The organism is Robertmurraya sp., from assembly GCF_036676585.1.
Lineage (GTDB): Bacteria > Bacillota > Bacilli > Bacillales > Cytobacillaceae > Robertmurraya_A.
In genome coordinates, this window is record NZ_JAKFCQ010000034.1 from 1 (window position 1) to 14025 (window position 14025).

Genomic DNA, 14025 nt, shown 5'->3' on the forward strand with positions numbered 1-14025 from the left:
AACTTCTCAGTCCCAATGGAGTCCCTCCAAACCGTCACGTGATAGTTATGAAATGAATTATACAATGAGTCTAGCTTTATAACAACTAATACGTTCGATATGGAATAAAGTTTCATAGAAAAAACCCCCAACTTGAGGGGGCAATTACTTATGATTTTGTATCGGAAACCTTCGTCGTTTATAAAGAACTTACGCTTTTTACACTCAAAATAGCTCTTCAATGAAAACGAGGGCATTCTTCAACCGATTCTCATAGCTACCATATAAAGTTTTATAGGTAATTTGATGCTGCTCTAATAGCCTTTTGAGGTGGTGATTATTTTCATTTCGAACAGAATCAATTCCATGTACGCGCAACCCATCATCCACCCATGAGACATCTGGCTCTAAAAATAACCATAAATCATAGGTTTGCAGCTTAGCTATTTCGTCTAACACTGGCTGATACACATCGTTATATAGATGGGAATAAAATTGAGTGACGATTGCTTCCGTATCAATAAACACCAACTTATTTGCTTTTTTAATCGCTTCTATTTCCATCATTTTATGTCCATAAGCGATTTTTAAATAATCTTCCTCTATAATAATACCGTCACAGCCACCTAACTCCACACACACAGTTCGACCGTATTCTTCCACATAGCTAGTGTTATAGATTTTGGCAAGATTTTTCGTTAGTGTCGACTTTCCACAACTCTCCGTTCCGACGATCACTACCCTTTTGACAAAGTAAGGCTTCACTAAATCTGGTAGGAAGGCCCAGTGGTGGAAAACTCCTTCTTCTCTAATTTTTGTCGCTGAGATTCCAACCTGTCTACGAGTAGGATCGATCAGGATATGCTTAGATGTAGGATATAACTTTTCAAAAATCTCGCTGTACTCAAGTTCTGAACTAAACACAAAGTCAATCGGCTTTCCAATCTCTTCTTTGATTCTCTCAGCTCCTTGAACCCAATCGTAGTCTTCATTCCCTTGATCATCTTCAATAGAAATGACTCTTACATGGGGCATATCCTTCGTTAATTGAGAAAGCCAGCGCAAACGAATACGTGCGGGAATATAGCTCATTTCTGTCCCTTCACATAATTCCAGGTCCCGCTTTTCACTGTGAGATAATACCACGTACAGTTCATCCACCATCGAGGATGCGTGAACAATGGCATACACATGACCAAGATGTAAAGGAAGAAATTTGCCACCAATAAAACCAGTTGTCATGTTTTACACCCCACTTTGCTTCATGTAAAGCTTGCGCCAATTAATATATCCGTAAATGCTATTCACAAGGAATGCAGACCACATAACGAGCATCGAAAAATCATTTCCTCCTTGAGAAATAAGGGCGCTCAACCAAAGGAAAATCGATAATACATTTACTGCAATCCATAACAGCCATTGTTCAGCAAACCGTTTTAACATTAAAATTTGCGCTGTCACAGACAATACATTTGTTGCTGAGTCAGTCCAGACATTGTTTCCACCTAAATATTTTAAGAAAAACCCATACGCAATCGTGAATATCGTTACTGTTACCACCGTGGTAACCCAGCCTGACTTGGTAAGACTTTTAACCGTAACGTCTTCCCCTTTCACTCCATGTTTGGTTTTGTTTTTACTCCATAAATAAATCCCGATAAACTGAATGGGAAAATAAAACAACCCATTCAGCATGGCTTCCCCGTAAAGACCATAGCCATAAGCAATATACGCGTAAGTTGCCGTCTGAACGATACCAAAATAATAATTAGAAATTTTCCCTTTGGCGACTAACACGACGCACAGCATTCCACTAATTGAGGATATCAGACCTATAAGGGAATCCTCCCAAGCAAAGAAAAGGTAAAGATTAATCATCGTAAAAATAGCCAACCATCCCATCTCAAAACGAGTCCAATCTTTCATTTTACTCTCCCCTTACCCTTTTAATTTTGGGTTGTACACCGACACCATCGGTTGGAAATCCGTAAATCGGTACAACTGCGCAGGTGTTTTCGAATAACGATTTGATTTCTTTGGTTTCCCATCCTCAAGCACCGCTTCAAGAAACGGAAGTGTGGGAGCTTTTCTAAAAAAGGCAGCATCAGTCGAGATTGCTGGGTCATCTAGCACCGTGAGTAGCACCCCTTGAAGCTCTGACAAAACAAACTCCTCTGGTAAAAAATGCTGTGCCAATGTGGTCAAGGCCATATCCTTTTTGATAAACCAAAGGGCATCGTCGATGATATTTCGGTGATCGAAAGCAAGATCAAATGTTAGCGCCTCTTCTATTGAAAACAATTGAATATCAGACGCATCCTTTGAGACTTTCCGTTTTTCCAAAGACTTTTCACTTGCTATTACATAATGCGCATTCGAGATGATCCAGCCCCTCTTGTCTCGTTCGGGGTCATCATACATGCCGAAATGCTTCATCTTTAACCCGTCGATTCCTGTTTCTTCATATAGCTTTCGTTCGGCAGCTGTCATTGCTGTTTCCGTTGGTTGAACAAACCCACCGGGTAAAGCCCATTTTCCTGCCTCGATATTGAGATTACCTTCATGGTTATGTTCGCTTCTTTTTATTAGTAGAATTTTTAATGTTTTTATCGGTGGTTTATAATCTCCATTGCTTTCTGATGTGATCGTGAAAACAGCAATATCACTTGTGTATCCATCTGGGGTTGTAAAGGTCATGTATTCCATCTCCTTTTAATTAACGATTTGTTAATCGTTAATTAAAATATATACTCCTCATGCTCGATAGTCAAGAACTAAAATGGAAAAAAATAGCGTAACCATCAAAATGATGATTACGCCTAAAAGTAATTATAAGATTTGTGCATTCATGCTTCCTTTAAAATGCCCTAATGCCCAATCATGTCCTGCTTGATTAAAGCTAGCTACTGCTTTTTCGTGTATGACGATTTTGAAGCCTTTGTTATAGGCATCAACAGCTGTATGTAACACACAGATATCCGTGCAAACACCAACCAAGTGGACGTCTGTGATGCCGCGTTCTCTTAGCTTGATTTCTAGATCCGTCCCAGCGAAAGCACTGTAGCGTGTTTTATCCATCCAATACACATGTTCCTTCTTCTCATTTTGAAGATACAGCGTGTTTAACGTCCCATACAAATGCCTACCCTCTGTCCCTTCAATATTGTGAGGAGGATACAGTTCCGTTTCTGGATGAAAATGATCGCCCTCTTTATGCAGGTCAATCGCGAACACTACATACTCACCTTTGTTGATAAATTCCTCAGTAATCTTGGTGATTTCTCCTTCGATGGCTGTACCAGGCTCTCCACATGGCAAAGCACCCACAACAAAATCATTCGTATAATCGATATTAATCAAAGCTCTCCTCGTCATCGTTTACACTCCTCAGGAAATAGTCATACCTTCATTGTAAGATTATTCTTCGAGCTTTGAAAGTTTGAACCCGGTTAAACCGAATATCATGGTAATAATTGGACTCAACAAACAGAAGAACGTAAAAGGAAGATAAGATAATGTCTCTACTCCTAATACTCCCGCCAAAAAGACTCCGCACACACTCCATGGAACAAGTGGATTGACTACCGTCCCCGCATCCTCTAGAATTCTAGAAAGATTTTTCCCATGTAAACCCATCTTTTTGTACCTTTCTTTAAAGGAACTTCCTGTTAAAAGGATAGAGAGGTATTGTTCCCCGACTAAGAAATTAATGGTAATGGCTGTTCCTGCCGTCCAAACCACAAGACTCCATACCTTATTCAACATTCCGCTAATTCCTGCAAGTAAAGCTGGAAGAATTCCAAGCTTAAAAAATAACCCACCCATGGCTAGCGCTAAAAGAATAAGTGAAACAGAAAACATCATGCTCTCCATCCCACCTCTAGAAAGCATGGAATCGATTTCCTCCACTCCTGTATTGGAGGAATACCCAGCAAATAAGGTGTTCATTAGTCCCTGAAGATGGATCTCCTTTTGTACAAATAACGTAACAAAAAGAGAAGTACCAATTCCTGAAGCCAAAGTGATAATCGCTGGCACTTTTTTGATAGCTAACAGTGCTAACACTACAAATGGTAATAAAGAGTACCAATGAACAAGATCATGTTCTTTCAAACTTGCTTTCAAAAGATCTAAATCGGCAAAGTTCGCAGCAGATTCCGCCGGTGACAAGATAACAAATAATAGAAAGGATAAGATAAATGCCGGTACCGTTGTCCATGCCATATTTCTGATGTGATCAAACAAGTCTACGTGAACAGTAGATGAAGCCAAAATTGTTGTATCTGATAGAGGTGACATTTTATCTCCAAAAAAGGCTCCAGAAATCACGGCTCCAGCTGTAATGGCATCTGAAAGGCCTAGCGCAGTAGAAACACTCATAAAGGCAACTCCGATGGTAGCTGCAGTTGTTAACGAACTTCCGATACTCATGCCAATAATAGAGCTCACGACAAACACAATGGCATAGAACCATTTGTCAGTAACTACTTCAAGCGCCAAATAGATAAAGGTTGGAATCGTTCCACTTTCCATCCAACTACTAATCAGCATCCCGATAAAGAGAAAAATAAATACGGCCCCTGCTCCAGATTTAGCTCCATTAATGATCGCCTCTTCCAATTCGTTAACGGATACCTTCTTATAAATACCGTAAAGAAACAGTCCCATGATCGCTAAAACAATCGGAATATGAGGAACTGCACCTGCAAATATAAGAGAATAGCTAATTCCCCCAATAACGATCAAGGAGATAATAAAAGCTTCAATTGGTTTTAAATTTAGTACGCTGTCTTGATTCATGATGTTTTCCTCCAATAAGGGTTTTTGAGCCAAAGAAAAAAGCCCTCACGTCGATAGAAACGAAGGAGCTCCGCGTTACCACCCTAATTCATATAAGAATAGCAGACTTTCCAAGCGAAAGGTCACTATTTTACTTAAACGCTTTTTAGCATTAAAGTATGTTATTAATATAATAATTTACTAGGTTGGTGTCAAGAATAAATGTTTGCTAGGTCGCTCGTTCTTTCAGTTCCCGGGAAGCTCGAAAAAAATGCCCATGGGCACTCAATCACCCTTTCAGTTACCGACATGCCCAAAAATAATCGCTCACGGGCACTCAATCACCCTTTCAGTTACCGGCAAGATCAAAAATAATCGCTCACGGGCACTCAACTCCTCTTTCAGTGCCCATCAAATTCAAAAACAAAGCCCAACGGTAACTAAAAACAACAAAAAAGCAGTGAGTCCTAAGAAGAACCTCACTGCTTTTTACCATTATACCTCTAATCGAATTCGATTTCCCGAAGGATCTGCCGTAATAAATGCGCCCTTCTCCTCCGTAACCGCTACGCCCATTTCTTTTAACTGAGAGATGATCTGCTCTCTCTTTTCTTCACTAGGAAGCACCATTGTATAAGATTCCATGCCAACACTGTTTTCAGCAGCAGGCGGGGCTCCCACACCATTCCATGTGTTCAATCCAATATGGTGATGGTATTTACCAGTAGAAATAAATAATGCCTGACCTCCGTATCGAGTAACAACCTCAAATCCGAGTCCCTTTGTATAAAACTCCTCTGTTTTCTGTAACTCTGACACATGAAGATGGATATGACCCATAATCGTACCAGCTGGCATTCCGTTCCACGCTTCTCCTTCTCCCTCAGCAAGAAGGCTTTCCGCATCTAACGCAACCGTGGCCATTTCCACTTCTCCATTATTCCAACTCCAGGCAGAAGCAGGTCTGTCTGCATACACTTCAATTCCATTCCCATCTGGGTCAGCTAAATAGATCGCTTCACTTACCAAATGGTCGGATGCGCCTTGTAATGGATAACGCACCTGGAGAAAATGCTTTAGTAATCTTCCTAAATCCGTACGAGTTGGTAGAAGTAAAGCGAAGTGATATAAGCCAGTCGTTCGCCCTTGCTTTGACACAACATCATCGGGCTGTTGAATAGAAACAAGAACTGTTTTTCCGTCAGCTGTTAGATCGGCGGTACTGTTTGTTTGGTGTAACACCTGTAGTCCAATGACCTCTTGGTAAAACGTAAGCGATCGTTCTAGGTTTGCTACTTTTAGGTTTACTTGGCTAACAAATGTATTTGGTTCACGATGAAATCCCATTTGTGATCTCTCCTTTATTATGTTGCTTCATGTATACTTATCATTTACTGTTTATCTTTTAAAAACCTGATTGAAATATTTGTTAGTAACTTACTTTATGTAAGTAATTATATTTTCATAACAAACAAACGTCAAGTAAGTATTTTATAAAAAATAATTTAATTATGAAAAAAAGGGGTTATAATAGAAGGAAGGAGTGATTGTCATGGATAAATCCATTTGTCCTAGATTTGAAAAAGCGATGAGTATATTAAGCCAAAGATGGACGGGTTTAATTATTTACCAGTTACTAGGCGGCCCGCAGCGTTTTTGTAGCCTAGAATCATCCATTGGTGTAAGTGGTCGTGTGCTTTCAGAGAGGTTAAAGGATCTGGAGAATGAAGGCATTGTGAAGCGTGAAGTATTCCCAGAAACTCCTGTTCGAATTGAATATTCACTAACTGATAAGGGAGTAGCCTTGGAGCCTCTTATGAGAGATATAGAAAAATGGTCACAGAACTGGTTAGAAGTATAATAAAAAGGTTGCAATTCCATGATTGCAACCCTTTTTCATTAGTTTGTTACGGTTTTACTGTCTTTTCCCTTGTTTGTTAACTTACGTAAATATGGTAATGCGTAACGATCTAGTCCGAATAAACCAGCATTTGCACCGGCAGTGATGATTAAAAAGCCCATTAAGATATCTGTAGGATTATGAGACACCGTACCCGCTAATAAGAATGAAAAGTTCATAACTATTCCGAAGAAAGAAGCAGCTGTTGTTAAGCAGCCTAAAATTAACCCTAAGCCTACTAGAAATTCGCCCCAAGGAACCATAAAGTTAAACAGCTCCACATTAGGTAAAGCGACGCTTTCTAGGAAAGAAGTATATGCTCCATACACGGCGCTTCCATCAGGACCTGCCACTGGATTTTTAATGGCATTTCCAATAAAGCCACTTGCATCAAATGCGCCTCCGCTAATTTTCCCCCAGCCTGCTGTTATAAAGCCATATCCTAAATACAATCGAATCACAGTAACAATCCCTGCTGCAATGTTGTTATTTCTCCACCATTTGTTAATCATATGAATCTTCCTTTCAAAAATAAAAGTATCATTTCTATGCCCTAAGATTAACATTCTCAATTTCAAATATCATCACTTCAAAGTATTGTTCAAATAATTGCTACAAAGTTATGGACTTTTTGTGAATGAATTCACAATGAATGAAAAAAAATACAGCCGACTTTACGTCAGCTGTACGTTACCAATTAAGCGTTCGGGTAAATCTTTTTCAATGCCGCCTTCATCTCTGGCTTCACCTTAATTTTCGAACGAATTCCTTGAGCCATTTCTTCCGCCTTGTCGATTTCCTTAGCATGCCCTAATCCTAACAAGGTACCAATCGCTACTGTACCTGTACGATTGCTGCCCCCACCACAATGGAAATACACTTTCTTGCCTTCGTTATAGGAAGAAATCACTTCATTAATGGCCTGTTTTACAGACTCTTCTTGGTGCTCTTCATCATCCACAATTGGCTGATGAATTCGGTTATATTTAGATTCTTCTGTTGGAGCCTCCGCACGCAAATCATAGATCACGTCGACTTTCTCATTTTCCATGACCTCTTCCACTTGATCCGCTCCACCGATAAAAATTCGATCCTTGATTAAAGCCTGATAGTTTTTTTCACTCATCTGGGTATCCTCCTGTTAGCAACAATCGCTTTCGTTTCCAACAAGTACAAAAGCGGTTCGCTCTTCATTAAGTCCTAAAATCAGATCTCCGATGTGATCCTCAATATGCGGATCGATTGCTACTTGTATCTCATTAATGGTGACTACTTTATCATTTTCTTCCGGCTCATCCAGAGCCAGCCCTACTTGTGGGCGTCCTCAGCCAAAGCCCGCAAAATAAACGCGGAGACCATTGGCCGCTTGTTCTGCAAATACTTGCTTTAATTGATCACGTGCTTCATTAGTGATTTGCATCGTATTCATCCTCTCTATATGTTTTACTCTACCAATGCTTTTAAGTGTTCGTAACCGGATCGTTCTTCATTCATCAGTGGAACAATGGCACATTTGGCAGAAATATCTTCTACCTTTTGAATCCACTGTTCCTCTGCGATGGCTCGTCCCTTTAGCACCGGATCCTTTGTTTCCGTTGCATAAAGACTTTGGTTAATCACCCACCACTGCGGGACAATCTCTGCTCTTTTCAAATCCTCTTGCAAACGCTGTGCTTCCAATACGGGAGTTGCTTCCGCTAACGTCACGATTACAACTGCTGTTTCTTGATCATTTCTTAGTCGTGGCAGAAGCTTTTGAACACTCTCTGGAACTTCTCCCGTTGAACGAGAAAGCTCTTTATGATACGACTGTGCCGCATCTAATAAAAGCAAAGTATGTCCTGTTGGAGCGGTATCAATCACCACAATTTCGTCCTTCGATCGGTCCACCACTTCAGCAAACGCTCGAAAGACAGCAATTTCCTCTGTACAAGGTGAATTTAAATCTTCCTCTAAAAAAGCAAGACCTTGTTCATCCAAGTTTTGGCCAGCAGTTGAAAGCACTTCTTTTTTATACATCTCCACCTCATGCTTTGGATCAATTCGGCTAATGGTTAGATCGGGATAGTCTTGATTTTCAAACATTAGCTCCAAATGGGCCGCTGGGTCTGTTGTGGTTACATGTACTTTATGACCTTTTTCCACTAAGCCCACCGCGATGGCCGATGCAATCGTCGTTTTCCCTACTCCCCCTTTTCCCATCGTTAAAATAACCCGGGTTTGTTGAGTAGAAAAATGATTCACTAGTTGTTCTAAGTCAGGAAGTGTGTGTCCTTTTTCAAGCTCTCCCGCTAATGGAACAGGTGGAATCGAATAATGCTTCAACAGGTAACGCAAATGCTCTAACCCTGTTAATGAATACGAAACATATGGCAAGGAGTAGATGACCGCTTGCTTAAATTCATCAGGTAACTGACTCACTGCGTTTCGTTGCTTTTTATAAAAAGCCGTAGAAATCTTATCATCAGGAAAATACGTTTGGAGGATTCCGTTTATAATTAACGCTTGATTTTGTATGCCAATTTCTTTTAGTTCCTTTGCTGCTCGATTTGCCTCGTAAAGCGATGATTCATCCGGTCTAGCAACAAGAACGAGCATCGTTTTAGTAGAATCGGATAATGCTTGAACCGTTTTTGCATATAAATCCTTTTTCTCACCTAATCCAGATAACGGTCCTAAACAAGAGGCACCATGAGTACTTTCCTCTAAAAAGCCACTCCAAGCTGATGGTAATTGAAGCAACCGAAGCGTGTGTCCAGTTGGAGCCGTATCAAAAATGATATGTTCAAAAACATCTACAATCGCTGGATCGGCTAAAAGACTCGTAAATTCATCGAATGCCGCTATTTCTACCGTACATGCTCCGGATAATTGCTCTTCCATCGTTGCTATGACGGAATCGGGCAGCACCCCTCGATACGGTCCAACAACCTTTTCACGATAGGCTTTCGCTGCTTGTTCCGGGTCTAAATTACAAGCAAACAAATTCTTCACCTGTGGAATTTCTGCTGGAATATTCGTGAGTTCGAGTTCTAAAACATCCTGAAGATTAGAAGCTGGGTCTGTGCTTACAAGCAGAACCTTCTTTCCTTCATCCGCAAGCGAGACAGCCGTTGCACAGGCAGTCGATGTTTTCCCTACCCCACCTTTACCTGTAAAGAACAGAAACGGCGTATGAACAGCAGTTTTGGGATCAAATGGTTGAAACATCACCTTACACCTTCCATCGGTTAAATTAGGTTGATTTTATTCGTAACCTTTTTCTTCTCTAATTCTGTCATTTCGATACCAAACCACTGAGCAAGAGTTTCGTTTGATGGATAGCTTCCTGATTGACTGATTTCCCCATTAAGTAACGTAATTGGTAGCGAATCCGGACCTTTTTCATGCAAAAATTGGTTCACCTTCGTATTTTCAGCAAACTTCCCAGGGTCACTCGCTAAGTTATATCTCTTAATATCGAAGCCCTTTTTTTCTAAAATAAACACAGAAGTAGCCATTCTTGTTAACTCAGGATCGACACTTGGCCCACACACACCAGTTGGACAACAAAGAGCAGGGTCAAAGATTTCAACTTTGGTCATTTGAGACACTCCCTTTTAATTTATAAGCATATACTTATACACAAGACAGAAAACATCCCAGAGATGTATTCATCCCCGGGTTTTATGCTTATTTACCTGTTTCAGCAAATGTTTTGATTCGATCGCCAATTTCATCACGAACACGTTGGAAAAATGCCCATTTTTCTTCTTCTGTTCCCTCTGCTTTAGCCGGATCATCAAAGCCCCAATGCTCACGCTTCACATGTGGAGGAGTCACTGGGCAATGGTCTGCCGCGTGTCCACATAGAGTGACCACTAAGTCCGCGTTATTTAAGATTTCAGGGTCAATCGTGTCAGATGTTTGATTTGAAATATCGATTTCAGCTTCTTTCATTGCTTTCACTGCATTAGGGTTCAAACCGTGTGCCTCAAGTCCAGCACTTTTCACATCCCACTCTTCTCCTAAATGCTTTTTCGCCCAACCTTCAGCCATTTGGCTTCTGCAAGAATTTCCAGTACATAGAAAGTAGATTGTTTTTTTCGTCATGTTTTCCTTCTCCTTTTAGTGAATGATTAGTAACCAAATATAGAGCCCAACCAACGTAATGAATAATGTTGGGATGGTTAGAATGATACCTGTTTTAAAATAAGTACCCCATGAAATTTTGACTCCCTTTTGCGATAAAACATGTAGCCATAAAAGAGTCGCAAGCGATCCAATCGGGGTAATTTTCGGCCCAAGGTCCGAACCGATCACATTCGCATAGATGAGAGCTTCTCGAATGACTCCCGTTGTATGTGTGTCAGCAATCGCTAACGCATCAATCATAACGGTCGGCATATTGTTCATCACAGACGATAATATCGCAGCAATAAAGCCCATTCCTACAGTAGCTGCAAACAGTCCTTGATCAGCCGTCACCTGAATCAGGTCTGCTAATAGGTTTGTTAAGCCTACATTTCGCAAACCGTATACAACCACATACATCCCAATCGAGAAGAATACAATGGCCCACGGTGCTCCTTTTACAACTGTGCGAGTGTTGACAGCCGGACTTCTTCTGCCCATAAAGAGGAAGAAGATCGCAACAATTCCGGCGATAATAGAAACAGGAATCCCTGTAAACTCACTCGCAAAATATCCAATGAGTAGAACTCCTAACACGAGCCAGGAGAGACGGAACATCTTCTGATCTCGTATGGCATCCACCGGTTGTTTCAGCTGCGTAAGGTCATATGATTTTGGAATACTTTTTCGGAAATAAAGATAAAGAACAAGAATGCTCGCTGCTAACGAAAAGAAGTTTGGAACAATCATCCTTGAGGCGAATTCCGCAAAGCCGATGCCAAAAAAGTCAGCAGAAACAATATTCACCAGGTTACTAACGACAAGTGGTAACGAAGTGGTGTCAGCGATAAATCCACTAGCGATAATAAATGGAAACACCATACCCTCGTTAAATTGTAAGTTTCGAACCATCGCAAGGACGATTGGTGTAAGAATCAATGCCGCTCCGTCATTCGCAAAGAATGCGGCAACGATTGCACCTAATATGGAAACATATACAAACATGAGAACACCGTTTCCTTTTGCGGCACGAGCCATATGGAGGGCCGCCCACTCAAAGAAACCAATTTCATCAAGAATTAAAGAAATGATAATAATGGCGATAAATGCTAAGGTCGCATTCCAAACAATGCTTGTTACATCAAGAACATCTTTAAAATCCACGACTCCCACAAGCAACGCCAGAATTGCCCCACCACAAGCGGACCAACCAATCGACAATCCCTTCGGCTGCCAAATAACTAAAACTAGTGTCAGCAAAAAAATCACTGATGCTAAAACAATAGATGTCACAAATGAACCTCCTTATTCACAACAAGAAATACGTAAACCTTGTTTTTCTAATTCATCCAATCGATAGCCTTGATCTGGTAAATGTTTAAGAACACCCTGCAAGAATGGGTAGTACTCACTTTCCTTATTTAAGGAGTAAATAATCCACTGTCCCCTTCTTGATTCCTTTACAATTCCCTTATCCTTTAGCTTTCTTACATGCTGGCTAATCGCAGGCTGACTAGTTTTAAAAATCTCAACAAACTCACACACACAGCAATCATTGGAATCTAATATTTTCACGATCGTTAATCGTGTTTTGTCTCCTAATAGCTTTAAGACATTTGCGATTTCTTCAATCTCAATGACAGATTCTTGTTGCATGGAAACACCTCCTAATTGGCCATTAGAATACGTTTATCTTTCCCAAATGTTTGATGCAAATAAGTATATAATCGATTACTTATATAATAATACACTTATATATCTAGCTCAATCAGTTTTTTGTTAAGCTTTTGTAAAAAGTTTAATCAAATTTTTTTGATTAAACAGTTGCCAATCTCTACCACTGGAAGTATAATACAGTATATCAAGTATTTTTGATTAAAGGAGAACGAAAAGTGAAACAGTTCATTCCCTTAACGGACGTAACTCGTACAAAAAATGCAACTAGTCAAGATATCCCACTAAAAAGCAAGCTTGAGACATACGAAGCAAAATTCAAAGCCCTTGCAGATCAAAAACGCCTATACATCTTACACCTTTTGGTTCAACAAAACTCGAGTTGTGTTTGTGATTTGAGTGAGTTGATTGACATGCCTCAATCTAAGCTTTCATATCACTTAAAGATTTTGCTTGATGCCGGTTTAATCACGAAAGAAACAAAAGGTACGTGGAGCTATTACCAAGTAAACACCGAAGAAATCAATCATCTACTGTCCCCTGAGCTTTGCTGCCTATTTAGACCTAGCTGCTGTTAGGTTTTCTTTTACAGGGTTAAATCAATTTTTTTTGATTAATACATCAATATATTTTGATTAAAGGAGACGATCACATGTTTTATCAAGACTATCATGCAATCGCAAAGCTTAAGCAACAGGAAGTAGAAAGGAATGCCAGACACGCTTGGAAGTTTTTTGAGCGAGAAGAATCGAAAAAAATCTCTATCCCTGCTCCTCGTAAAGATCCGAATTGCTGTGTGACACAGGCTAACGCTTAATTTTGAAAGGAGGTGAATCCAAAATGGGCTTTTTGAAGAATCTAGTAAGAAACAATAAGAATTCAGATTGCTGTGGTGTGGAAATTAAAGAAATTACTGAGAAAGATGAGAAGAATAGCGCTTGCTGTGGTGGTGCAGATCAGACGAAGTGTTGTTAATTGATATATGGGGGATGGCTCGAATGGTTATTTTCGTGCCATTCTTTTTTAGGTGCTTGTATTCGGACTTGCTCCATCAATTTCTCTATTCTTCTGTCTAAAATCAACCTTGCATTCGGACTCTGTAGTTCTGTTTCCTGGTTCCCTTGTCCAAATCAACTCTGCTTTCGGACTCTCTTCTTCTTTTTCCCGCGTCCCCTGTCCAAATCAACTCTGCTTTCAGACTCGATCCTTCTTTTTCACGCGACTCCTGTCCGAATCAAAACTGCATTCAGACTCCATCCTTCTTTTTCCCGGGTCCCCTGTCCAAATCAACTCTGCTTTCGGACTCGATCCTTCTTTTTCACGCGAACCCTGTCCAAATCAACTCTGCTTTCAGACTCGATCCTTCTTTTTCACGCGAACCCTGTCCAAATCAACTCTGCTTTCAGACTCGATCCTTCTTTTTCACGCGACTCCTGTCCGAATCAAAACTGCATTCAGACTCGATCCTTCTTTTTCTCGCGAACCCTGTCCAAATCAACTCTGCTTTCAGACTCGATCCTTCTTTTTCACGCGACTCCTGTCCGAATCAAAACTGCATTCAGACTCCATCCTTCTTTTTC

The 14025-nt window shown here is 40.4% G+C and carries 17 protein-coding genes; 4 read left to right on the forward strand and 13 right to left on the reverse strand.

Annotated features, from left to right (window positions below; all coding sequences use genetic code 11):
* Positions 1 to 204: 204 nt before the first annotated feature.
* The 6 genes from nadR to ACGLXV_RS03965 form a co-directional block, all read right to left on the reverse strand.
* Positions 205 to 1221 (reverse strand): multifunctional transcriptional regulator/nicotinamide-nucleotide adenylyltransferase/ribosylnicotinamide kinase NadR, encoded by a 1017-nt coding sequence (nadR, locus tag ACGLXV_RS03940; RefSeq protein WP_391557596.1) that lies wholly within the window; start codon positions 1219 to 1221, stop codon positions 205 to 207.
* 3 nt (positions 1222 to 1224) lie between these two features.
* The gene (gene pnuC, locus ACGLXV_RS03945) at positions 1225 to 1905 is read right to left on the reverse strand and encodes a nicotinamide riboside transporter PnuC (RefSeq protein ID WP_391557597.1); all 681 of its coding nucleotides are present in this window, start codon (positions 1903 to 1905) and stop codon (positions 1225 to 1227) included.
* A 12-nt stretch (positions 1906 to 1917) separates the two neighbouring features.
* Positions 1918 to 2676, reverse strand: a complete 759-nt coding sequence (locus ACGLXV_RS03950; protein WP_119710012.1) for an NUDIX domain-containing protein — start codon at positions 2674 to 2676, stop codon at positions 1918 to 1920.
* A gap of 132 nt (positions 2677 to 2808) precedes the next feature.
* Positions 2809 to 3354, reverse strand: coding sequence for a cysteine hydrolase family protein (locus tag ACGLXV_RS03955; protein WP_119710013.1), 546 nt, complete (start codon positions 3352 to 3354; stop codon positions 2809 to 2811).
* A gap of 42 nt (positions 3355 to 3396) precedes the next feature.
* Positions 3397 to 4779, reverse strand: a complete 1383-nt coding sequence (gene nhaC, locus ACGLXV_RS03960) for a Na+/H+ antiporter NhaC (RefSeq protein ID WP_391557598.1) — start codon at positions 4777 to 4779, stop codon at positions 3397 to 3399.
* 474 nt (positions 4780 to 5253) lie between these two features.
* On the reverse strand, positions 5254 to 6105 hold the full coding sequence (locus tag ACGLXV_RS03965) for a VOC family protein (protein ID WP_391557599.1): 852 nt from the start codon (positions 6103 to 6105) through the stop codon (positions 5254 to 5256).
* A 205-nt stretch (positions 6106 to 6310) separates the two neighbouring features.
* Between ACGLXV_RS03965 and ACGLXV_RS03970 the strand changes: the two genes are divergently transcribed.
* Complete coding sequence (locus ACGLXV_RS03970) at positions 6311 to 6619, forward strand: winged helix-turn-helix transcriptional regulator (protein WP_391557600.1); 309 nt, start codon at positions 6311 to 6313, stop codon at positions 6617 to 6619.
* A gap of 38 nt (positions 6620 to 6657) precedes the next feature.
* Here the strand turns inward: ACGLXV_RS03970 and ACGLXV_RS03975 are convergent, their stop codons facing one another.
* The 7 genes from ACGLXV_RS03975 to ACGLXV_RS04005 all read right to left on the reverse strand — a co-directional run bounded on the left by ACGLXV_RS03975 (position 6658) and on the right by ACGLXV_RS04005 (position 12427).
* Entirely contained in the window at positions 6658 to 7170 is a 513-nt protein-coding gene (locus ACGLXV_RS03975; protein WP_119710017.1) for a DoxX family protein, read from the reverse strand.
* A 185-nt stretch (positions 7171 to 7355) separates the two neighbouring features.
* On the reverse strand, positions 7356 to 7784 hold the full coding sequence (locus tag ACGLXV_RS03980; protein WP_119710018.1) for a protein-tyrosine phosphatase family protein: 429 nt from the start codon (positions 7782 to 7784) through the stop codon (positions 7356 to 7358).
* Positions 7785 to 8101: 317 nt separating this feature from the next.
* Positions 8102 to 9868 carry an arsenical pump-driving ATPase gene (arsA, locus tag ACGLXV_RS03985; protein ID WP_391557601.1) on the reverse strand — a complete coding sequence of 589 codons (1767 nt, stop codon included), beginning with the start codon at positions 9866 to 9868 and terminating at the stop codon, positions 8102 to 8104.
* 20 nt (positions 9869 to 9888) lie between these two features.
* Positions 9889 to 10242 (reverse strand): arsenite efflux transporter metallochaperone ArsD, encoded by a 354-nt coding sequence (gene arsD, locus ACGLXV_RS03990; protein ID WP_119710020.1) that lies wholly within the window; start codon positions 10240 to 10242, stop codon positions 9889 to 9891.
* Between the two features lie 88 nt (positions 10243 to 10330).
* The gene (gene arsC / locus ACGLXV_RS03995; protein ID WP_119710021.1) at positions 10331 to 10750 is read right to left on the reverse strand and encodes an arsenate reductase (thioredoxin); all 420 of its coding nucleotides are present in this window, start codon (positions 10748 to 10750) and stop codon (positions 10331 to 10333) included.
* A 15-nt stretch (positions 10751 to 10765) separates the two neighbouring features.
* On the reverse strand, positions 10766 to 12064 hold the full coding sequence (locus tag ACGLXV_RS04000) for an arsenic transporter (protein WP_119710022.1): 1299 nt from the start codon (positions 12062 to 12064) through the stop codon (positions 10766 to 10768).
* A 12-nt stretch (positions 12065 to 12076) separates the two neighbouring features.
* Positions 12077 to 12427, reverse strand: coding sequence for an ArsR/SmtB family transcription factor (locus ACGLXV_RS04005; RefSeq protein WP_391557602.1), 351 nt, complete (start codon positions 12425 to 12427; stop codon positions 12077 to 12079).
* Positions 12428 to 12723: 296 nt separating this feature from the next.
* Here ACGLXV_RS04005 and ACGLXV_RS04010 point away from each other — a divergent pair, with 296 nt between their 5' ends.
* The 3 genes from ACGLXV_RS04010 to ACGLXV_RS04020 all read left to right on the forward strand — a co-directional run bounded on the left by ACGLXV_RS04010 (position 12724) and on the right by ACGLXV_RS04020 (position 13420).
* A complete protein-coding gene (locus ACGLXV_RS04010; protein WP_391557604.1) occupies positions 12724 to 13023 on the forward strand; it encodes an ArsR/SmtB family transcription factor in 300 nt (99 codons plus the stop codon).
* 74 nt (positions 13024 to 13097) lie between these two features.
* The gene (locus ACGLXV_RS04015; RefSeq protein WP_162927824.1) at positions 13098 to 13262 is read left to right on the forward strand and encodes a hypothetical protein; all 165 of its coding nucleotides are present in this window, start codon (positions 13098 to 13100) and stop codon (positions 13260 to 13262) included.
* A gap of 23 nt (positions 13263 to 13285) precedes the next feature.
* Complete coding sequence (locus tag ACGLXV_RS04020; RefSeq protein WP_391557603.1) at positions 13286 to 13420, forward strand: hypothetical protein; 135 nt, start codon at positions 13286 to 13288, stop codon at positions 13418 to 13420.
* Positions 13421 to 14025 lie beyond the last annotated feature (605 nt).

Bases quoted from the DNA above. Each gene is read 5' to 3' on its own strand.
- nadR (WP_391557596.1), bottom strand. From the start codon at position 1,221: ATGACAACTGGTTTTATTGGTGGCAAATTTCTTCCTTTACATCTTGGT.
- pnuC (WP_391557597.1), bottom strand. From the start codon at position 1,905: ATGAAAGATTGGACTCGTTTTGAGATGGGATGGTTGGCTATTTTTACG.
- ACGLXV_RS03950 (WP_119710012.1), bottom strand. From the start codon at position 2,676: ATGACCTTTACAACCCCAGATGGATACACAAGTGATATTGCTGTTTTC.
- ACGLXV_RS03955 (WP_119710013.1), bottom strand. From the start codon at position 3,354: ATGACGAGGAGAGCTTTGATTAATATCGATTATACGAATGATTTTGTT.
- nhaC (WP_391557598.1), bottom strand. From the start codon at position 4,779: ATGAATCAAGACAGCGTACTAAATTTAAAACCAATTGAAGCTTTTATT.
- ACGLXV_RS03965 (WP_391557599.1), bottom strand. From the start codon at position 6,105: ATGGGATTTCATCGTGAACCAAATACATTTGTTAGCCAAGTAAACCTA.
- ACGLXV_RS03970 (WP_391557600.1), top strand. From the start codon at position 6,311: ATGGATAAATCCATTTGTCCTAGATTTGAAAAAGCGATGAGTATATTA.
- ACGLXV_RS03975 (WP_119710017.1), bottom strand. From the start codon at position 7,170: ATGATTAACAAATGGTGGAGAAATAACAACATTGCAGCAGGGATTGTT.
- ACGLXV_RS03980 (WP_119710018.1), bottom strand. From the start codon at position 7,784: ATGAGTGAAAAAAACTATCAGGCTTTAATCAAGGATCGAATTTTTATC.
- arsA (WP_391557601.1), bottom strand. From the start codon at position 9,868: ATGTTTCAACCATTTGATCCCAAAACTGCTGTTCATACGCCGTTTCTG.
- arsD (WP_119710020.1), bottom strand. From the start codon at position 10,242: ATGACCAAAGTTGAAATCTTTGACCCTGCTCTTTGTTGTCCAACTGGT.
- arsC (WP_119710021.1), bottom strand. From the start codon at position 10,750: ATGACGAAAAAAACAATCTACTTTCTATGTACTGGAAATTCTTGCAGA.
- ACGLXV_RS04005 (WP_391557602.1), bottom strand. From the start codon at position 12,427: ATGCAACAAGAATCTGTCATTGAGATTGAAGAAATCGCAAATGTCTTA.
- ACGLXV_RS04015 (WP_162927824.1), top strand. From the start codon at position 13,098: ATGTTTTATCAAGACTATCATGCAATCGCAAAGCTTAAGCAACAGGAA.
- ACGLXV_RS04020 (WP_391557603.1), top strand. From the start codon at position 13,286: ATGGGCTTTTTGAAGAATCTAGTAAGAAACAATAAGAATTCAGATTGC.